The organism is Patescibacteria group bacterium, from assembly GCA_041662965.1.
Lineage (GTDB): Bacteria > Patescibacteriota > Patescibacteriia > Patescibacteriales > GWC2-42-12 > JACPHD01.
This window is the reverse complement of sequence record JBAZRI010000009.1, coordinates 1-20150: the sequence shown is the minus strand read 5'-3', so window position 1 is coordinate 20150 and position 20150 is coordinate 1. Positions and strand designations below refer to the sequence as shown.

General features: G+C 40.7%; 17 protein-coding genes and 1 pseudogene. 16 read left to right on the top strand and 2 right to left on the bottom strand.

The window, feature by feature from the left end; all coding sequences use genetic code 11:
• Window positions 1-11 precede the first annotated feature (11 nt).
• The 14 genes and pseudogenes from WC639_04575 (at window position 12) to WC639_04510 (ending at window position 15209) form a co-directional block, all read left to right on the top strand.
• Window positions 12-860 (top strand): hypothetical protein, encoded by an 849-nt coding sequence (locus WC639_04575; protein MFA6307050.1) that lies wholly within the window; start codon window positions 12-14, stop codon window positions 858-860.
• A 5-nt stretch (window positions 861-865) separates the two neighbouring features.
• On the top strand, window positions 866-1891 hold the full coding sequence (gene galE, locus WC639_04570; GenBank protein MFA6307049.1) for a UDP-glucose 4-epimerase GalE: 1026 nt from the start codon (window positions 866-868) through the stop codon (window positions 1889-1891).
• A 19-nt stretch (window positions 1892-1910) separates the two neighbouring features.
• Entirely contained in the window at window positions 1911-2852 is a 942-nt protein-coding gene (locus WC639_04565) for an NAD-dependent epimerase/dehydratase family protein (GenBank protein MFA6307048.1), read from the top strand.
• A gap of 1 nt (window position 2853) precedes the next feature.
• Window positions 2854-4017: a glycosyltransferase family 4 protein gene (locus tag WC639_04560; protein ID MFA6307047.1), complete on the top strand. Its 1164-nt coding sequence runs from the start codon at window positions 2854-2856 to the stop codon at window positions 4015-4017.
• 11 nt (window positions 4018-4028) lie between these two features.
• Window positions 4029-4976, top strand: a pseudogene (locus tag WC639_04555) (UDP-glucuronic acid decarboxylase family protein).
• 625 nt (window positions 4977-5601) lie between these two features.
• Window positions 5602-6798 carry a glycosyltransferase family 4 protein gene (locus WC639_04550; protein MFA6307046.1) on the top strand — a complete coding sequence of 399 codons (1197 nt, stop codon included), beginning with the start codon at window positions 5602-5604 and terminating at the stop codon, window positions 6796-6798.
• Between the two features lie 2 nt (window positions 6799-6800).
• Entirely contained in the window at window positions 6801-7499 is a 699-nt protein-coding gene (locus WC639_04545) for a glycosyltransferase family 2 protein (protein MFA6307045.1), read from the top strand.
• Between the two features lie 153 nt (window positions 7500-7652).
• Window positions 7653-8081: a GtrA family protein gene (locus tag WC639_04540; protein MFA6307044.1), complete on the top strand. Its 429-nt coding sequence runs from the start codon at window positions 7653-7655 to the stop codon at window positions 8079-8081.
• Between the two features lie 26 nt (window positions 8082-8107).
• A complete protein-coding gene (locus tag WC639_04535) occupies window positions 8108-9595 on the top strand; it encodes a radical SAM protein (GenBank protein MFA6307043.1) in 1488 nt (495 codons plus the stop codon).
• A gap of 2 nt (window positions 9596-9597) precedes the next feature.
• Window positions 9598-10302, top strand: a complete 705-nt coding sequence (locus WC639_04530; GenBank protein MFA6307042.1) for a class I SAM-dependent methyltransferase — start codon at window positions 9598-9600, stop codon at window positions 10300-10302.
• Window positions 10299-11735: a radical SAM protein gene (locus tag WC639_04525; GenBank protein ID MFA6307041.1), complete on the top strand. Its 1437-nt coding sequence runs from the start codon at window positions 10299-10301 to the stop codon at window positions 11733-11735. The genes WC639_04530 and WC639_04525 overlap by 4 nt, the downstream gene beginning before the upstream one ends.
• 155 nt (window positions 11736-11890) lie before the next feature.
• Entirely contained in the window at window positions 11891-13003 is a 1113-nt protein-coding gene (locus WC639_04520) for a glycosyltransferase family 4 protein (protein MFA6307040.1), read from the top strand.
• Window positions 13000-14052: a glycosyltransferase family 4 protein gene (locus tag WC639_04515; GenBank protein ID MFA6307039.1), complete on the top strand. Its 1053-nt coding sequence runs from the start codon at window positions 13000-13002 to the stop codon at window positions 14050-14052. Before WC639_04520 ends, WC639_04515 begins: the two co-directional genes overlap by 4 nt.
• Complete coding sequence (locus WC639_04510) at window positions 14049-15209, top strand: glycosyltransferase (GenBank protein MFA6307038.1); 1161 nt, start codon at window positions 14049-14051, stop codon at window positions 15207-15209. The genes WC639_04515 and WC639_04510 overlap by 4 nt, the downstream gene beginning before the upstream one ends.
• 155 nt (window positions 15210-15364) lie before the next feature.
• Here WC639_04510 and WC639_04505 read toward each other — a convergent pair whose 3' ends face one another.
• Together WC639_04505 and WC639_04500 are read right to left on the bottom strand one after the other, a co-directional pair.
• The gene (locus tag WC639_04505; GenBank protein ID MFA6307037.1) at window positions 15365-16177 is read right to left on the bottom strand and encodes a hypothetical protein; all 813 of its coding nucleotides are present in this window, start codon (window positions 16175-16177) and stop codon (window positions 15365-15367) included.
• 2 nt (window positions 16178-16179) lie between these two features.
• Window positions 16180-17553, bottom strand: coding sequence for a glycosyltransferase family 39 protein (locus tag WC639_04500; protein MFA6307036.1), 1374 nt, complete (start codon window positions 17551-17553; stop codon window positions 16180-16182).
• Window positions 17554-17771: 218 nt separating this feature from the next.
• On the opposite strand from WC639_04500, the gene WC639_04495 reads away from it, so the two are divergent.
• Both WC639_04495 and WC639_04490 read left to right on the top strand, forming a co-directional pair.
• On the top strand, window positions 17772-19190 hold the full coding sequence (locus WC639_04495) for a radical SAM protein (GenBank protein ID MFA6307035.1): 1419 nt from the start codon (window positions 17772-17774) through the stop codon (window positions 19188-19190).
• The coding region (locus WC639_04490; GenBank protein MFA6307034.1) for a radical SAM protein at window positions 19171-20150 on the top strand (980 nt) is incomplete at its 3' end. The genes WC639_04495 and WC639_04490, both read left to right, overlap by 20 nt.

Genomic DNA, 20150 nt, shown 5'->3' with positions numbered 1-20150 from the left:
ATATTAAATTTATGCAAAAAATTGGTTTTATCGGCCAAGGCTGGATCGGAAAAAATTATGCTGATGATTTTGAAGCGCGCGGCTACGAAACGGTCCGCTACGGCCTTGAGCCGGAATACGCGGCCAATAAAGAAAAAATAAAAGATTGCGAGATTGTTTTTATCGCCGTACCAACGCCAACCACGCCCGAAGGCTTTAATTGCGATATTTTGCGCCAGGCCATAAAGCTAGTCGGAGCCGATAAAATAGCGGTTATAAAATCAACTGTATTGCCGGGAACGACAGAAGAAATTCAAAAAGAAAATCCTGGTATTTTTGTTTTACATTCTCCGGAATTTTTGTCGCGGGCCACGGCCGTCCACGACGCGGCTCATCCGGACAGAAATATTATCGGCCTGCCGCTTGAGTCTGACGAATACAGGCGGAAAGCCGAATTAGTCATGTCGGTTCTGCCCGCAGCGCCGTTTAAAATGATTTGCGCGGCTAAAGAAGCGGAAATGATTAAATATGTTAGAAATTGCCAGGGCTATTTTCGGGTGATTTTCGCCAATTTGGCTTATGATTTGACTAAATCTTTAGGCGCTGATTGGCAAAAAGTTGAAGAGGCGATGTCGGCCGATCCGGTAAACGGCGGCTATTATTACCGGCCGATTGATCGTAGCGGGCGGGGCGCCGGCGGACCCTGCTATATTAAAGATTTCGCGGCTTTCGCCGGATTATACAAAGAAAAAGTCGGAGATGATAGCGGCGTCGGAATAATTGAATTAATCCAAAAGAAAAATATTGAATTATTGGTCAAGAGCAAAAAGGATTTGGATTTATTGGAAAGTATTTTCGGAGAAGAAATTATTAAAAAATAAAACATATGCCAAAAATATTATTAACCGGCGGGGCGGGCTATATCGGCTCGCATCTAGCGGTCGAGCTTTTAGAAAATAATTATGAAGTGATAATTATTGATAATTTATCTAATTCCACCCCGGAAACGATAGATAGAATTAAAAAAATAACCGGTAAGCGCCCGGAATTTTATAAAATTGATTTATGCGATTTAAATAAATTAAAAAAATTTTTCGCCGGGCAAAATAAAATCGACGCCGTAGTTCATCTGGCCGGTTTTAAGGCGGTCGGCGAGTCGGTTAAAAAGCCTTTGGCTTATTATAGAAACAATCTGCTGTCTTTGGAAAATTTGCTTGTTTGTGTTTTAGAGAAAAAAATAAAAAATTTAATTTTTTCTTCCTCGGCCGCGGTCTACGGCGAGCCGGAAAAACTGCCCTTAAAAGAAACCTCGCCGATAAAACGGCCGTCTAATCCTTACGGCAATACCAAAAAAATAGCCGAAGAGATACTAAAAGATGTCGCCGGCGCCGACGATAAATTCAATTGCATCGCTTTAAGATACTTTAACGCCGCTGGTGCCCATGATTCGGGCTTAATCGGCGAATTGCCTAAAGGCGCTCCGGAGAATTTAGTTCCTTTTATAACGCAAACCGGCGCCGGCGTCAGGGGTGAATTAAAAGTTTTTGGCGATGACTATAATACGGCTGACGGCACTTGCGTCCGCGATTATATCCATGTCGTTGATTTGGCCAAAGCGCATCTAAAAGCGCTGGAAAGACTGATCGCCGGAAAAAATAAAAGCAATTTTGAAATATTTAATATCGGCACCGGCAAAGGCGCCTCGGTTAGGGAAGCGATAAAAGCTTTTGAAAAAGCCAGTGGGAAAAAATTAAAATATAAAATAGTCGGGCGGCGCCCGGGCGATCCGGCGGCGATTTTTACCGATACGAATTTAGCCAAAAAGGAATTAGGCTGGCGGGCGGAAAAAAGTTTTGACGAGATACTGGCCAGCGCCTGGCAATGGGAAAAAAATTTAAGAGGAATAAAATAATAAATAAATAAGCATATTTATGAAAGTATTAGTAACCGGCGCCGCCGGGTTTATCGGTTCTCATTTGGCGGAAAAACTGGCGGATCTCGGCCATGAAGTCATCGGAGTGGATTCGCTGGTGGATTATTATTCCGTTGATTTGAAAAAAATAAACATAAAAAACATTATCGCCAAGGGCGTAAAATTTTACGAGATTGATCTGCTTGACGATGAGCTCGGCGAGGTAATTAAGGGCGTTGAAATAGTCTATCACGCGGCCGCGCAGCCTGGTATTTCCGATCAGATCCCGCTAGGCGCGTATTCCAGAAATAATATTTTAGCCACTGATAAATTGCTGAAGGCGGCGGCCAATCTGCCCGCGCTCAAACTTTTCATTTACTTTTCAACCTCGTCGGTTTACGGTAAAATAGCTACTTTAACCGAACAGGCCGTCCCGGATCCGCAATCATATTACGCGATTACTAAATTAGCCGGAGAGCAATTGGCTTTGTTGTATTATAAATCTTCCGGCCTGCCGGCCTGCTCGGTCCGTTTATTCTCAACTTATGGGCCGAGGGAGCGGCCAGAGAAGCTGATTATCAGATTAATTATGAGTGTTTTTACCGGCCAGGCTGTGCCGATTTATGAAGGCAGCCTAGACCATTCCCGCTCCTATACTTATATCAGCGATATCATCGACGGGTTGATTTTATTTTTAGATAAGGCGGACATCTGCCGGGGCGGTATTTTTAATCTGGGCTCGGACCAGGAAGCTAAAACCGCGGAGGTGATTGAAATAATTGAAAAAATCGCCGGGAAAAACGCCAATAAGATCATCTTGCCGGCGCGCGGAGGCGATCAGTTGCGGACCAAAGCCAATATAGAAAAAATAAAAAATCTTTTATCATATCAGCCGAGAGTCAGCTTAAGGCAGGGCTTGGAAAAAACTTTCGCCTGGTATAAAGAATATTATAAAAAGTAGTATGGATAAAAAAAAATTACTGATTATTTCCGGCTGTTTTCCTCCGGATTCGGGCGGGCCGGCTTCGCTTTTGCCTAATTTAATTCCCATTTTAATGGAGCATGGCTACGAGGTAACGGTTTTGACTTATGGCGATCAAATTGATAATTTGCCTTATAAAGTCGTGAGAATCTCCAGAAAAACCAACAAAATTTTAACCATCATAAGATTGGTTTGGGCCGCGCTTAGATTAGCGAAAAACAGCGATAAAATTTACAGCCTGGATGTTTACTGGCCGGGCTTTGCCGCCATGATAGCCGGCAAAATTTTAAGGCGCAAGCAAATCGCGCGCTTTACCGGCGATTCGGCCTGGGAAACCGCCAATAACCAAGGTTTAACCGATAAAGATATTTTTGAATTTCAAAAAGATTATATAAATTTTCGCAACCAGGTTGTAAAATTTTTTCGCAATGCTATTTTGCGCAATTGCCGCTATGTGGTTACCGACAGTTATTTTTTTAAAAGATTGCTGATGAGCTTTGGCGTGAAAGAAGAGCGGATTTTAGTCGCCCATAATTCGGTTGAATATTTGCCATATCCCGAAAATTTCTCTAAAGAAAAATTCAAACGCGAAAACGGGCTTAAAGAGAAAGTTATTATAACGGTTTCGCGGCTGGTGCCGCGCAAAGCGGTTGACCGGGTGATAGCGCTTCTGCCGCGCCTTAAAGAAAGAGTCGGAGAAATTTCTTTCATTTGCATCGGCGCCGGCCCGGAATATGACAATTTAAAAAAGCAAGGCTCTCGGCTTGCCGAGAAATACGGTTTAGACATAAGATTGCCCGGTAATTTGCCGAGAAATCAGGTTTTACCATGGTTTCTGGCCGCGGACGCTTTTATAAATTATTCTCATTGGGACGGCATCGCCCATACTTTAGTGGAAGCGCTTTATTTTAAAACTCCGATTATAGCCAGCCGGGCCGGCGGCAATATAGAAATTATAGAGGACGGATTTAACGGTTTATTGGTTGATTTCGGCAACGAGGAACAGCTGTTTAACAGTCTGATTAGAATTTTAACCGATCAAGAATTGATAAAAAAATTTAAAAATAATTCCGGAGAAAAATTAAAAAATGATTTTATCTGGGAGCGGGTGGTAGAAATTAATCTTAAGGCTTTAGCCGCTTAATTTTTATTTATATGGATAAAAACAAGCAAAAAACAATTTTAATCACCGGCGGCGCCGGCTTTGTCGGTTCGCATCTTTGCGAGCGGTATCTTAGGGACGGGCATAAAATAATTTGTCTGGACAATCTGCAAACTACCGGTTCGGTTAAAAATATTGAGCGGCTATTAGATAAAAAGAATTTTAAATTTATTAAGCATGATATTATCCGGCCGATAAATTTTAAAGAAAAAATCGATTGGATTTTTAATTCAGCTTGTTCCGGTTCGCCGACAAGCTATCAATACGATCCGATCCACACCACTAAAACCAATACTGTCGGCGTGATTAACATGCTTGAGCTGGCGAAGAAAAATAGCGCCCGTATTATGCAATTTTCCACTTCGGAAGTTTACGGCGATCCGCTGGTTGAAGTGCAAAGCGAAGGTTATAACGGCAATGTCAATCCTTTAGGGCCGCGGGCTTGCTATGATGAAGGCAAGCGCTGCGCCGAGACTTTGTTTATGGACTATTACCGCGAATACGGCGTGGATATAAAAATCATCAGAATTTTTAATACTTACGGCCCTAAAATGGATGTTAACGACGGCCGGGCCATGACTAATTTCATAGTAAACGCTTTATCGGGAAAAGATATAATAATTTACGGCGACGGCTCTTACACCAGGAGTTTTCAATATATTGATGATTTAGCGGCCGGCATTGATTTAATGATGAATAAAAATGAATTTATCGGTCCGGTGAATCTCGGCAACCCGGGAGAAATATCAATTTTGTCTTTGGCTAAAAAAATAATTGAAGAAACCAAATCCAATTCAAAAATTGTCATGCAGGAAAAACCGACTGATGACCCGAAAAGAAGATGCCCGGATATCGGTTTGGCTAAAGAAAAATTAGGCTGGCAGCCGATAATACCTCTGGCTGACGGCCTGGCTAAAACCATTGAATATTTTAAAACGGTTGAATTGCCGGAAAAAAGAGTGCTGGCCTTCACTATAAAATATTATCCGGATTTGGGCCCGGCCGAGCAGGCTTTAGCCGATTTGGCGCGGGAGATGCCGGATACGGAATTTCATATCATTACCGCTAAATCAAGGAAAGGCTTGCCTAAGTTTGAAAAAATCAATAATACTTATATTTATCGCCTGGGCTATGGCTTAAAATTAGATAAATATATTTTAGCTTTCTGCGGCGCGTTTTTTGCCGGGCGGCTTGATAAAAAATATAAATTTAAATTTGTCTGGTCGGTTATGTCAAGCTACGGCGCTTTAGCCGCTCTAACCTTTAAACTGTTAGCCGAAAATGTTTTTCTCTTATTAATCTTTAGCCAGAGCGAAATTAAAAAGAGAGGCACGGTTAGGGCTAAATTAGCCGGTTTGATGTATCGGCTGTCGCTTAAAAGCGCTGATTCGGTTTTTTTGTCGGACGTGTCTTTGGAAAGGAATTTAAAATTAATTGAATCAAGGGCTGATTTTATCGTCAGGCAGGCCGACAGGAAAAGTTTCGTTAATCAAGTAAGATATACCTACGCTAAATTAATTAATAAGCAGGAAAAAAAATTAGAAAGATATAAATAGGCTATTTTCTATGCCAAAAAGAATTTTAATATTTTCCACCGCTTATTTCCCTTTGGTCGGCGGCGCTGAAATAGCGATTAAAGAAATTACCGATAGGATTAATGATATTCAGTTTGACATGATAACTTTGCGCTTTGACGGCGATCTGCCTGAATTTGAAAAAGTCGGGAATATTAATGTTCACCGGATTGGTTTTACCAAGAAAAATCCCGCCATGGCTGATTTAGTAAAATTTCCTTTAGCCTTTAATAAATTATTTTTTCCTTTTACTGCCTGCTTTAAGGCCTGCCGTTTGCACCGGCGGAATAAATACAGCGCTATCTGGGCCATGATGGCGGCTTATGCCGGTTTTGCCGCCATGTTTTTTAAAGCCGGCCATAAGCGCGTGCCCTATCTTCTGACTTTGCAGGAAGGCGATCCGCTTGAATATATAAAAAGAAAAGTTCGTTTTGTCGGCCCGCTGTTTAAAAGAATCTTCACCACGGCGGATTTTATCCAGGTTATATCAAATTATTTAGCCGGTTTGGCGCGCGAAATGGGCTATCAAGGCGGACTGGAAGTTATACCCAACGCGGTTGACATCGGGCATTTTACGCGAGAATACGCGGCCGATGATTTGGCGGCTTTAAAAAGAAAATTTGGCGGCTCGGCGGATGATAAATATCTTATCACCGCTTCGCGCTTAGTGCTGAAAAACGCGGTTGATGATGTTATTAAAGCTCTTGAATATCTGCCAGCCGGCGTGAAATTTTTAATTTTAGGCGCCGGTCCGGATGAAGATGATTTAAAATCGCTGGTTAAAAATTTAAAATTAGAAAGCCGGATTTTTTTTCTGGGGCAGATCGGCCATAAAGACTTGCCGAAGTATTTGAAAATTTCCGATATTTTTATCCGGCCGTCTCTTTCCGAAGGCTTGGGCAATTCGTTTTTGGAAGCCATGGCCGCCGGCTTGCCGGTTATCGCCACGCCGGTCGGCGGAATCGTTGATTTTTTGCGCGACCCTTCGGCAGGCTCAGGGCAGGCTACCGGTTTATTTTGTAAAGTCCGCGATCCTAAAAGCATCGCCGAAAAAGTAAAAGTATATTTGGAAAATAAGGAGCTAACCGAAATTATAAAAATAAACGCCAAAAGTATGGTGGAAAAAAATTATAATTGGAATTTAATTGCCGAAAAAATGAAGAATATTTTTAATAAATTAATTAAGTAATTATGAAATTATCAATCGTTATCCCGGTTTTTAATGAAAAAAACACGATTTTAGAAGTTCTTAAGCGCGTTGAGGCGGTTGTCTTGCCTTTAGGCAAAGAGATTATTTTAGTTGATGATTGCTCGACCGACGGCACGCGCGAAATGCTAAAAAGCCTGCCGGCCGAAAAATATAGAATTTTTTATCATGATATTAATCAGGGCAAAGGCGCGGCCGTGCGGCTTGGCTTTAATCAGGCTAGCGGCGATATTATTATTGTCCAGGACGCTGACTTAGAATATGATCCGGAAGAATATGGCAAATTGATTAAGCCGATAATGGACGGCAAGGCTGACGTAGTTTATGGCTCGCGATTGATCGGCGGCGGCGAAACGCGCCGGGTTTTATATTTCTGGCATTATCTGGGCAATAAACTGCTGACTATCTTATCCAACGCTTTAAGCAATCTTAATTTAAGCGACATGGAAACCTGCTATAAAGTTTTTTCCAAAGCTTCTTTGGAAAAAATCAGGCCGCGCCTAACTTCCAACCGCTTCGGCATTGAACCGGAGATTACCATGCTGATCGGCAGAAATAAATTCAAGGTTTACGAGGTCGGTATTTCTTACAGCGGCCGGACTTATAAGGAAGGTAAAAAAATCAATTGGAAAGACGGTTTGGCGGCTTTTTGGCATATCGTTAAATTCGGAGTGAGAAGATAGAGTTTTGGTATGTCATTTCGACCCCCGCGTTTCGCGGGGGAGAAATCTATAATAGATGATTAGCGCGATTGGCAAGAATTAAAGATCTCTTGTCGCTTCGCTATTTGAGATGACAAAGCAAGAAAATTCCCCGCAATGACAAATAAGAAATTTATGCTTAATTTATTGTTGAAATATAAACGAGCAGTAAAATTTTTTATCGCCGGCAGTGTCGGCGCTTTTACTAATTTAACTTTGCTTTATTTTTTTACGGATATTCTGGGCGTTTGGTATCTAGTCTCAAGCAGTTTGTCGTTTGCGGTATCATTTTTAGTCAGTTTTTTTCTGCAGAAATTTTGGACTTTTAGCGACGGCGACAAAGAGGCAATCTATAAGCAAATGGGAGTATACTTAGCCGTGGCCTTAACCAATTTGGGGCTAAACGGCTTATTGATGTATACCATGGTTGACGGCTTTGAAATTTGGTATCTGCCGGCGCAGATTATAGCCAGCGGCTTAATCGCCGTAGAAAGCTATTTTATTTATAAAAAATTTATATTTAATCAAGCGGCTAAGCCGGAAAAGGCCTATGAACCCCGTTAGAAATTGTATGTTAATTTAATATTCCTATGGAAAAATATATGAATGGTAAAAATGAAATTTCTAACGGGGTGAATAAAGTTTTATTAATCAATCCGCCGTTTAATATTGTTAAAGATAATTATGACAGCTCGGTTTCGGTCGGGCTTCTAAGCATCGCGACTTATTTGGATTTTAAAGGCGTAGAGGTAAAAATTCTTGACGGCGTCCGGCAAAAAAATTTTTGGGAAATTTTTACGCGCGAGGTTGTAAATTACGATTTGATATGCTTTTCGGTAATGACCATGCAGATACCGAAAGCGCTGGAATTATCCGAGCTGGCTAAAAAACTTAATCCGCGATGCGGAATTATCTGGGGCGGCGCTCATCCGACTTTTTTCCCCGAGCAAACGGTCGCGCATGATTTAATTGACGCGGTGGTAATCGGCGATGGCGAATATGCCATCTATGATTTAGCCATTGAGTCGGATTGGCAAAAGGTAAAAGGCATCGCTTATAAAAAAGGTAAAGACGTTATCGTAAATCAACCGCAACCGCCGCTCAATCCGACGGCCATGCCGCTTTTTAACTGGGAGCTTGAGCCGAGGGAGATTTTAGAAAATTTAAGCTTAATCCCGACGTTAACTTCGCGCGGCTGTCCGCACCGCTGCGCTTTTTGCATTAACGCGATATTGAAAAATAATTGGCGGCCGCGGAGCGTTGAGCAAGTTTTGGAAGATTTAAAAATTATAAACGATAAGCCGTATTTTAAAAATAAGAAATTGCGTTTTTGGGACGAGAATTTTTTTGTTGATATTAATCGGGCTAAAGCCATAGTTAACGGCATGGTTGAGCAGGGGTTTAAGCGCCCGTGGGAGACGACCGTGCGCGCCAATTATATCAGTACGGCTATGGTTGATGACGATTTTTTGGAGAAAATGAAGCGATCGGGCTGCTATCTTTTATCCTTCGGCGCCGAGTCAGGCTCGCAGATAGTTTTGGATAAAATTAAAAAAGATATTACGCCGGCGCAAATTATTTATGCCGCCAAGCAATGCCTAAAGCACGGCATTATTCCGCAATTTTCCTTTATGGTCGGTTTGCCCGGGGAATTAAAAAGCGACATGAAATTAACTTTAAAATTGATAGATCGGCTGATTAAACTAAGCGATAAGGTGCAAATTTTAGGCCCGCAGGCTTTCCGCCCTTATCCCGGGTCGGAATTATATTTGGAATGCGTAGCTAGCGGCTGGCGGGAGCCGGAGAGTTTGGAAGCCTGGAGCCGGCTGGTAAAAAATCAGCTTAATTATCTGCAGGTTAAAAATTTTAACTGGGTTAAGCATAAGGATTACGTGGAATCCATGGAAGCCTATGTCCGTTTCGGCGCGCATAGCCTTAAGAGCGCTATGGGGTCGTCGGTTAAAGCGCAAAGACTTGTTAAATTGGCTTTTGTTCTAATTTGCCAACTGCGCTGGAAATTAAAATTTTTCGCCTGGCCGATTGAGTTTAAGCTGGCTAAAAAATTTGTTGCAAAATAATTATGTTAAAAAATAACGAGGAATTAAAGAAAATCTTACTGGCTAAGGGCTTGGGTTCATCCGAGGGCAATCTTAGAATTTTTAATAAATTTTTTAAGGACCGCCAGACTGAAGAGCAATATATCCATCAAAGGTTTAAGATTGATCATGGCCTGAAAGTTCTGGATATCGGCTGCGGCTATGGCCATGATTTAATCCATTTTTCCGAAGATTCGGTTGGCTTGGAGGCGGCCGTTTATCAGGCCGATTACGCCCGGTCGCTTGGGCTTAAAGTTGTCTCCGGCAATGCCGAAGAAGATTTAAATAAAATCAGCGGGCAGTTTGACCTGATTTGGTGCGCTGATTTTTTGGTTCATATGATAAGCCCGTATAAATTTTTGTATGACTCGCGGCGATTATTGCCGGTGGGCGGAAAATTAGTGATTCAGATACCGCTGATGTCAATTTTTAATAAGCATCGCTCCGGCTGCCATTTCTATGCTTTTAATAAAAAATCTTTGGAGTATTTAATGGCAATGGCCGGTTATCGGGTTTTAAAAACTTCCGGCTTGATTAGAAAAAAACCAAATTGGTTCAATTTTATTTTTGAACCGCTCTTGCAAAACTGGGGCGGCAATATTTGGGTTTTAGCGGAGAAAGAAGAAACCGTGCCGGTGGATTTTTCTAAAGTTTATTTGCCGGCCTGGTTTAAAGGCGAAAATAAATGACTAAAATAATTTTAATCCAAATTAATCATTCGGAAGACCATTCGGAAAAAATATTGCCGATTGGCATATTATCGGTGGGCAGCGCCTTAAAAAAGCGCGGCTTTACGGTTGAGCTTGTTAATATTAATGAAGAAGAGATTGATCAAACCGTGGATTATGTAATTTCCGAGAAGCCGTTTTATGCCGGCTTTTCCGTAATGACCGGACGCCAGACTATGCATAGCGCCAGCATGTCCAGGAAATTAAAAGAGCGCGCCGATATAAAAATAATGTGGGGCGGAATTCATCCTTCGCTTCTGCCCGAGCAATGTTTGAGCGAAAGTTATATAGATTATATAATTATGGGCGAGGGCGAAGAAACCGCGGTTGAATTTTCCGGCAGACTGGAACGAGGCGAGCCGTTGGCTGATATTTTGGGGCTAGGCCATAAAGAGAGCGGCGCGGTAAAGATTAATCCGCCCAGGCCGATGATAAAAAATCTTGACGATTGGCCTTTGGATTTTAGCTTGATTGATCTTAATAAATATATTTTTAGATTGGATAAGTTTAAGCGGGTAATCGCCTATAAGGCTAGCCGCGGCTGCCCGTTTAATTGCGCTTTTTGCTATAACCGCGCCTTTAACCAAAGCCGCTGGCGCGCTTGGTCTATCGGCCGAGTAGTATCTGATATTGAATTTTTGAAAAAAAATTATCAGATTGACGCGGTAAAATTTTATGATGATAATTTTTTCGTGGATAAAGATCGGGCTTTAGAGATTCTGCGGCGGATTGACTTGCCGGCGCATCTTGAGGTTAGGATTGACATGATAGATAAAAATATCGCCCGGGCGCTTAAAAAATATCAGGCCTTTGATTTATTGATTGGCATTGAGTCGGGCAGCGACCGCTTGCTTAAGCTGATAAATAAGAATTTTACGGTTGAAAGATTGATTACCGGAGTAAAAATATTGGCCGAATATGATATCCCGGCCAGTTATTCGGTGATTGTCGGCCTGCCGACCGAAACTAAAGAAGAATTTGAAGCTACGATTGATTTATTGTATAAAATTTATAAAATTCACCCTCGGGCCGCGGCTTTTTCCTTAGGCGCTTATATGCCTTATCCCGGGTCGCTGATGTATGATTTCGCGGTAAAACAGGGCTTTAAGCCGCCGCTTAAAACCGAAGACTGGGGGAAAATTGACCGCTTTAGAAAAGATTTTTCCACGCCTTGGGCTGACGGCGAAAAAGTTTGGCGCATTCGCGAATATTTTAAGCTGTTAAAGTTAAAGCTTGGTCCGGTGAATAAATGGCTGGAATTTAGGATAAAGCATAGATGGTTCGCCATGCCCTATGATATTTATTTGATAGAATATTTAGCCGGCGTAGCTTTAGAGGAAAAAAGCTGGCCGGGTAAAGTTATGAGAAAGATTTATAATTTAATGAAAAAATAGGCCATTTAAAACAAAAGTAATGTTCTAAAATTAGATAATTTTTATCGCTGCGGAACTCGCCCGAGATTACTCGGGCTCAAACAGTCCTCGCTTCAAAAAATTACTAATTTTAGAACATTAATTAAGTTGAAACATGAATAATAAATCAATGAGATATGAATTTACTGGTAATCAATTTAGACAAAGCCATATTTTCCGAAAACTCGGCCAGTTTGGCGCGGCTAAAGGAGTATAGCCGGTTGGCTGATAAAATATCGGTAATTGTTTGGACGAAAAATAAATTCGCGCCTATAGTTTACGAAAACAAGCTGTTTGTTTATCCGACTAATTCTTGCTGCCGCTTATTTTATTTTTTTGATTCTTTCAGGTTGGCGAAAAAAATAATCGCGCGAGATAAAATTGATTTGCTATTTACGCAAGATCCGTTTGAAACCGGTTTAGCCGGTTGGCTGATCGCGAAAATCAATAAGATTAAATTGCAGCTGCAAATTCATACGGATTTGTTCAGCCCTTATTTTAGGCGCCAGTCTTTAGCGAATAGATTCAGGGTAATGCTCGCCGAATTTTTAATCAGCCGCGCCGACGGTTTTCGAGTAGTGAGCGGGCGAATAAAAAATTCGCTGATTCGGCGCGGAGTTAAAGAAGATAAAATTTTTGTTTTGCCGATATTCACCGAGGTTGAAAAGTTTATCGCGGCTCCGGCAGGGGATAATTTAAAGAATAAATATCCGCAATTTGAAAAAATAATTTTAATGGCGTCGCGCTTAAGCCGGGAAAAAAATATCGGCCTGGCCGTTAAAGCCATGGCCGAGGTGATTAAAAAATATCCGCGAGCCGGTTTGATTATCGCCGGCGCGGGGAAAGAGCGGAAATTTTTAAAAAAAATCGGCCGGAAATTTTTAGGCGGAAATATTGCTTTTGAGCCTTGGGCCGGCGATTTAGCTTCTTATTATAAAAGCGCGGATGTGTTTTTATTATCTTCTAATTACGAAGGCTGGGGCATGTCTATAGTTGAGGCTTTAGCGGCCGGCTGTCCGATAGTGATGACCGATGTGGGCTGCGCCGGCGAGCTGGTGCGCGACGGAGAAAACGGCTTGGTTGTCCCGGTTGGCGATAGCCAGGCTTTAGCGAACGCTATTAAAAAAATACTGTCTGATGAAAATTCTCGCCGGAATTTCAAAGCGGCCGGGCTTGCAGCCGTAAAAAGTTTGCCGGGCAAACAAGAATATTTAAATGGATATAAAAAATCGTGGGAGGCACTTTTATGAAATTATTAATTATAACCCAAAAAGTAGATATCAACGACGACTTACTCGGGTTTTTTCATGCCTGGATTGCTGAATTTGCCGGGCATTGCGAAAAAGTGGTCGTTATCGCTTTAGGGATCGGCGAATATGATTTGCCGGCCAATGTAAAAGTTTTATCGCTCGGCAAAGAGCGGGGCGCGCCAAAATTAGAATATTTAATTAATTTTTACCGCTATATTTGGAAATTACGCGATGATTACGATACGGTCTTTGTCCATATGAATAAAGAGTACGTGGTTATGGGAGGATTATTCTGGAAATTAACCGGTAAAAAAATAAGCCTGTGGTATCAGCATAAAAAAACTAGTTTAGGGCTTAAGTTAGCGGAAATATTAAGTAATAATATACTTACCGCCTCTGGCGAAAGCTTTAAATTAAAAAGCGAAAAAGTAAGATATGTCGGGCATGGCGTTGATATGAAAAAATTTTTTCCCCCGGCCGGCCGCCAAGCCGGAGGAAATTTTAAAATTATTTATTTGGGCAGGATAAGCGAAATTAAAAATCAAAAATTATTGATTGAGGCCTTTAATATTTTAATAAATAATAAAAATATAAATGGCCTCGCGGCGGAATTAATCGGCGCGCCGGCGACGAGCGCTGATAAAATATATTTAAATGGATTAAAGAGTTTAGTTGAAAAATATGGCTTAAGTAAAAATATAATTTTTACCGGCAGCGTGCCGCATAATAAAATTCCCGGTTATTTAAGCAGCGCTGATTTATCCGTAAACTTATGCCCGACCGGCGGCTTGGACAAGGCGGTTTTAGAATCATTAGCTTTAGGCGTTCCGGCTATCGCGCTTAATAAAATTTTTAGCGGTATTTTTAAGGATTATGAAAAATATTTTATTTTGGAAAAAGCCGAAGCGGGCGAGCTGGCGGAAAAGATATCAGCGTATAAAAATTTAAATGGCCAAGAAAAAATTCGCCTGGAATTATTAAATAGGGTTAAGGCGGATTATGGCTTGGGTAAATTAATAAAAAAAATCATAGACATTTTAAAAAAATGAAAATAATTTACATTGCCAATTCAAGGATACCGACCGAGCGAGCGCACGGCTATCAAATAACAAAAATGTGCGAACAATTTGCCGTTGCCGGCGCCGAGGTTGAATTATTGGCGCCAACCAAAGAAAATTCAATCAAGCAAGATTTGTTTGATTTTTACGGCTTAGAAAGAAATTTTAAATTCAGCTTGATAAATCTGCCTGATTTTTTACTTTATGAGAAATTTTTAGGCCGTTTTTCCATGTATTTGCAATGGCTGTTTTTTACCGTTAAAATGTTTTTTATTAAAATTGATAAAGATTCGCTGGTCTATACGAGAGATAGGGGCGCGGCCTGGGTTTTCGGCTTAAGAGGGTTTAAAACCTGCTACGAAAGCCATAATTGGCCGATTAAACAGGAAAAATTAGTTTTCTTTCTGCTTAAACGGGTGAATTATATTGTTGCCACGAATAGTTTTATTAAAAATGAATTTATAAAAAAAAGCTTTAATCAAGAAAAAATTTTAGTCGCGCCCAACGGCATTGATATGGATATTTTCGCCGTTAAAACGGCTAAGGACGAGGCGATTAAGCAGCTGAATTTAGAAAATTTAGCCGGCGCCAAGGATAAAAAAATATTGCTTTATACCGGAAGTTTTAGAACCTCGGGTTTTGAAAAGGGGATTATTGATATACTGAAAGCTTTGAAAATTTTAAACGATAAAAATATTGTTTTTTTGGCCGTCGGCGGCAATGATAAAGATATTGAATATTATAAAAATATTGCTTCTGAATTTAATATTATAGAGCAAACTTATTTTTTCGAGCGGCAAACCCAGAAAGAATTAGCCTTGTTTCAAAGGGCGTCCGACTTGCTTTTAATGCCTTTTCCGAAAACCGCTTATTATGAATTTTTTATGGCTCCTTTAAAAATGTTTGAATATTTAGCCGCCGGCCGGCCGATAATCGCTTCAGATTTGCCAAGCATTAAAGAAATTTTAAATGATAAAAATTGCCTTTTTTGCCGGCCCGGCGATTCGGAAGATTTGGCGGAAAAAATAAAACAGGCTCTAAACGACCCTGTTTTATCGGTTAAGCTGTCCGGGCAAGCCGTTTCTGACGCGGAGCAGTATGGCTGGGATAAGCGAGCGAAAAATATTTTGGAATTTATCTCAAATTAAATGAATATGACCGGCAGGAAAATTATCTTTCCGCTTAGATGAAATTTGGGCATTTTTTACAAAAATTATTTTGTTGGTATTTAAGCGGTAATAATTTTTGTAAAAAATCGCTACAATTTCATATGCGCGATAAAAATAATTTTCCTGCTGGTTTTTTAATTTAGCTTATATTTTATATATCTCTTAAAAAACGAGAGCCATCTACCGTGATTTCTTTTTAGTCCTTTATCGGTTAGTATATAATTCGCGTCTTCAATATTGTAGATGGCTGAAATGCTTTGGGAAAAACTGGAATTTTTTTTCGCTTCGGGATTGGTTTTTCTGGCCGCGCCTTTGTTAAAAGCCGGGTAATCGTGGTTTTGATGGATTACTTGGCTAAAAGCCGTAATATCAATTAAGGAGATTTTTTTTCTTTTAGCTTCATGTATGACCCAATTATCCCAGCCGACTCGGCCGACGGCGAAATCCGGCAAATTAGCCAAGAGATCGCGAGGGAAAATATAATAATCCATGCCGGCGGGCGAATGCAAGCGCCCGTCTTTTTTTATTTTAATTTTTAATTCCGCTTCCCATTTTGGATTGGAAAAATCAATAAATTCGCTAATGGCTAAATCCCATCTTCGCCCGGCGGCTAAAAAATTGTTCTGCGGCAGGTATTTAAATATTTCGGGAAGATTCTTCGGAAAAATAATGTCTGAATTGGCATAAATTAAAGTGCCGGTTTGGCTGGCGGCGCGGGTCAGAGAAAAAGCCGAGCTTAAGAGCGGCGTGCCGAATTGATTTTTTTTAACTTCTTTAATTTGCTGCAAATTGAGTTTTTGAGCGATTTCAGCCACGCCGTCTTCATCACCGATTAAAATTATTTTAAAATCGCCGCCCAATTTAGTCCAGCTGGTAATAGCGTTTGTTTGGATGATATTAATTTTTGGATCGATGAACGGCTTGGGGATGGTAAAAATTGTCGGCATGTTTATTGAGTTAAAGCGGTTTTATTTAACTTAAATTTTTCGTAAACCGTAGATAGGCCTAAGGCAAAAAAGATAATATAAAACGGGTAAATAGACACCGAATAGCGGGGTATGCCGAATATGGCGCTGTAGATTAAATTATAGTAAACAACTATTAGAATCAGCCAAATAAAACGACGCCAATCTTTTAGGGCTTTAATAAGGCCGTAGATTACCAAGCCGAAAAACAGCCAATAAACAATTCTTAAGCTAAGCAATATTATTACTTTAAGCGGTATGGGAATTTCCGGGTGAGAACCTTCAATAAATAAATTTTGCCCCGGCGCCGGGTCAAAAGAAGCGGGATTAGGCAGCATTAGGTTGTTAAATTGCAGGAAGTCAAGTAAAGTTACGGCGAAATAGCGCTGAATATTGCCCGTTATAATGGAAAGGCTATCCTGAAATAATATTTTACTCCGCTCTTGTGGGCTGTATCCCTCGGTCGCCAAGAGCGATATTTTAGCCGAAGTGCCGCGGTGGTTTAAGAAGGTTTGCACATTAAAACCCTCTTTTTCAAAAAAATAATAGCCAAAAAGCAAGCCGCCTAAATTTCTAAAGTAAGTTTCTCCTCGCATCGTCTGAATCATTTCCGCCTTACGGCCTAAAACGCCGGATTTTGAAGCCAGGGGATCGGCGCCCTTTTCCCAATGAAAGCGATAAAGAAAGCCAAGTACTAAAATTAGAAAACATAATAGAAATAAGCCGACCCTTAATAGCTGGCGTTTAGTGAAAAACTCGCGGCCGAAGATTAAAATAAAGCCGAAGATAACGAATAAAACAAACGGCTGGGCGATGGAGTTGGTTAAAGCCATAGCTCCGACGCTTAATCCCGACAGGGCGAACCACTTGAATTTTAACGTCTGCTGGGCTTTTAGCAGCAGCCAGATTGAGAGGACTATTAAAAAGGCCATCAAAGGCTCTCTTATTACGCGAATGGTAAATCCGGCCAAGGGGTAAAATATGGCGGACAGCCAGCCGGCTATAAGCGCTAATTTTTCGTCTTTAAAAATAAGTTTGGCGATGCCGTAAACCAAAAGAGCCGTAAGGGCGAATAATAAAATTTGAGCAATTCTGACCGCGTCATAATTTTCCCTGCCGAAAATTTTATAAATGCCGGCTAAAAACATCGGGTACATAGAATCGGCCATAACAACCGATTCGTTTTGATCGGAGAATAAGCTGCCTTTTTCCAATAAATTTTGCGCGGCATAATTATAATAATAATCGTCTCCGCCCGGTAAAGGCGGTTCGCCTAAAAATTTTAAATTTAACAAAAAAGCGAAAAGCGCGGCGGTAAAAAATAAAATTATGACAGCCTGATTTTTAAATTTTGGCATAAATCAAATTACTTAATTTTTGCATTAAGTTTAACTTAATAATATCATAATCAAAGCGAAAAGCCAATGTATTCATATAAAAATTGGTTTGACATGACGCTTAAGAAAATGATATGATTTGACTATATTTATTGGAAGTTTCAGCTATTTTTTACGGGTTTTCGCCCGTGTTTTATTGATATGGATGTGAAGTCTCGGTAACGCCATAATTTAAAATAATGGAAAATAAAGTTTTATTAATCCAGCCGAACTATAACACCCAAAGAAAAACCGGCGCTTGGGGAGTAAATCCTCCGATAGGCCTGGCTTATATCGCGGCGGTTTTAGAGCAGAATAAAATTAAAGTGGAAATATTGGACGCTAACGCTTTAAATTGGTCTGTTGAACAGGTGGCTGATTACGCGAAGAAGGCTAGGCCAGCGATTGTCGGCGTGAGTATTCTAACGCCGGCGCATCAATATTGCCTTGATATTATTAGGCAGCTGTCGCAAAATATTATAACTGTGGCCGGGGGTAATCAATCTACGGCCATGCCCGAAGAGCTGCTTAAGCAAGGATTTAAAATTGTTGTGTTGGGTGAGGGAGAATATACCATGCTAGAAATAGCCCAAGGCAAAAAATTAAGCGATATACAAGGCATCGCTTATTTGGAAAATGAAGACATTAAAATAACCTCAACCAGGCCGCCTCTAGATGTTAACGCCTTGCCTTTTCCGGCTAGGCATCTACTTCTCGGCAACGGAGTAAATTTACCCTATAAATCCGCTAATACCCAATATTTTCCTTGGACCGGAATTTTCACCAGCCGAGGCTGCCCCTATAATTGCTATTACTGTTTTAAAAAAACTTTCGGCCATGCCGTCCGCCAGCGCAGCGTTAAAAATGTTATTGATGAAATTTTATTTTTAAAAAATAATTACAATATTAAAGAAATTGATATTTATGACGACCTGTTTAATTTTGACTTGGATCGGGCGGAAAAAATATTAGATGAAATCATAGCCAAAAAATTAGATTTGTTCATTCGCTGTTCCAACGGCTTAAGGGTTGATAAAATAACGCCTCGGTTTATAGATAAGTTAAAAAAGGCCGGCTGCCATTATATCGCCTTCGGCATTGAGTCCGGCGATCAAGCGGTTTTAGATAAAATTCCTAAATGCGTAACCATCGCGCAAATTAAAGAAGCGGTTAAACTGACTAAGCAGGCGGGAATTACCACGATGGGTTTTTTTATTTTCGGGCTTTTAGGCGACGATAAAGCCAGCATGCAAAGGACGATAGATTTATCAAAAGAATTGGATCTGGATTTGGCGTCCTTCACTATCGCTACGCCTTATCCCGGCACTAGATTATGGGAAACCGTTAAGCAAAAAGGAGAGATTTTTTTTACTAACTGGGATGATTATCATCATTCCACCGGCAAAATGATGTTTACCCATCCGGAGGTAGCCGCGTCGGCTAAAGAGGTGGAAACTATGTATCGGAAAGCTTATTGGCAATTTTATTTTCGGCCGGGTTTTATTTTAAAGCATTTTTTAAAGATTCGTTCATTTACCCAAATTAAAAATATGTTTAATGGCTTAGTTAGTATTTTAAAGGCCATAAAAGTTAAGCGATATGAAAACATTGATAATTAATCCGCCGGCTGAAAGAGGCTTTGAGAGAAGCGGCCGCTGGCCGTCTAAGTCAACCGGCGGCGCCTGCCAGGAGCCTTTGTTTTTAGCTTACGCGGCGGCCGTGTTAGAAAAAAATAATTTGGCCGTGGAATTAATTGACTGCCGGCCTGATTATATCAGCCTGGAAGAGTTAGAAGAAAAAGCAACGGTTGACGTCGGATTAATAGTATTACAAACTTCAACGCCGTCAATAAATTTGGACTTAACCGTCGCTCGCGCTTTAAAACAAAAAAATAGTAAGGCAAAAATTGCTTTGGTCGGCTCTCATCCGACTATTTTTGACATTGAAATTTTAACCGACCACGCTTATGTTGATTTAATACTTAGGGGTGAATATGATTATACTATCCGCGATGTTGCTTTAGCCATTGAAAATAATCGTGATTTCCAAGAGATAAAAGGCATTACTTTTATATCCGGCGGCAAGATTATTAGAAATGAAAACGCTGATTATATAAAAAATTTAGACGATTTGCCTTATCCGGCCAGGCATTTTTTACCGGTTGATAAATATTTTGAGCCATTGTTCATCGGCCGGCCGACGCTTAGGCTAGTTACCAGCCGCGGCTGCCCCTTCCAATGCACTTTCTGCGTTTGGCCGCAGATGATGTACGGTAGATTTTTTCGCGAACGCGATCCGATTAAGGTGGTTGATGAAATAGAATTTTTGAAAAATGAATATAAGATAAAAGAATATTACTTTGACGACGATACTTTTACCATTAATCCGTCCAGAGTCGGAGAGATTTGCGACGAGATTATCAGCCGCAAAATTAATTTGCCGTTTGATTGCCTTGGCCGGGTTGATACGGTAACCGAAGAGATGCTTAGAAAAATGGCTAGGGCCGGCTGCCGCGTTATTAGGTATGGGGTAGAAAGTTCTTCGCCGGTTATTTTGGAAAATATCAGAAAAAAAATAAC

Bases quoted from the DNA above. Each gene is read 5' to 3' on its own strand.
- WC639_04575 (MFA6307050.1), top strand. From the start codon at position 12: ATGCAAAAAATTGGTTTTATCGGCCAAGGCTGGATCGGAAAAAATTAT.
- galE (MFA6307049.1), top strand. From the start codon at position 866: ATGCCAAAAATATTATTAACCGGCGGGGCGGGCTATATCGGCTCGCAT.
- WC639_04565 (MFA6307048.1), top strand. From the start codon at position 1,911: ATGAAAGTATTAGTAACCGGCGCCGCCGGGTTTATCGGTTCTCATTTG.
- WC639_04560 (MFA6307047.1), top strand. From the start codon at position 2,854: ATGGATAAAAAAAAATTACTGATTATTTCCGGCTGTTTTCCTCCGGAT.
- WC639_04550 (MFA6307046.1), top strand. From the start codon at position 5,602: ATGCCAAAAAGAATTTTAATATTTTCCACCGCTTATTTCCCTTTGGTC.
- WC639_04545 (MFA6307045.1), top strand. From the start codon at position 6,801: ATGAAATTATCAATCGTTATCCCGGTTTTTAATGAAAAAAACACGATT.
- WC639_04540 (MFA6307044.1), top strand. From the start codon at position 7,653: ATGCTTAATTTATTGTTGAAATATAAACGAGCAGTAAAATTTTTTATC.
- WC639_04535 (MFA6307043.1), top strand. From the start codon at position 8,108: ATGGAAAAATATATGAATGGTAAAAATGAAATTTCTAACGGGGTGAAT.
- WC639_04530 (MFA6307042.1), top strand. From the start codon at position 9,598: ATGTTAAAAAATAACGAGGAATTAAAGAAAATCTTACTGGCTAAGGGC.
- WC639_04525 (MFA6307041.1), top strand. From the start codon at position 10,299: ATGACTAAAATAATTTTAATCCAAATTAATCATTCGGAAGACCATTCG.
- WC639_04520 (MFA6307040.1), top strand. From the start codon at position 11,891: ATGAATTTACTGGTAATCAATTTAGACAAAGCCATATTTTCCGAAAAC.
- WC639_04515 (MFA6307039.1), top strand. From the start codon at position 13,000: ATGAAATTATTAATTATAACCCAAAAAGTAGATATCAACGACGACTTA.
- WC639_04510 (MFA6307038.1), top strand. From the start codon at position 14,049: ATGAAAATAATTTACATTGCCAATTCAAGGATACCGACCGAGCGAGCG.
- WC639_04505 (MFA6307037.1), bottom strand. From the start codon at position 16,177: ATGCCGACAATTTTTACCATCCCCAAGCCGTTCATCGATCCAAAAATT.
- WC639_04500 (MFA6307036.1), bottom strand. From the start codon at position 17,553: ATGCCAAAATTTAAAAATCAGGCTGTCATAATTTTATTTTTTACCGCC.
- WC639_04495 (MFA6307035.1), top strand. From the start codon at position 17,772: ATGGAAAATAAAGTTTTATTAATCCAGCCGAACTATAACACCCAAAGA.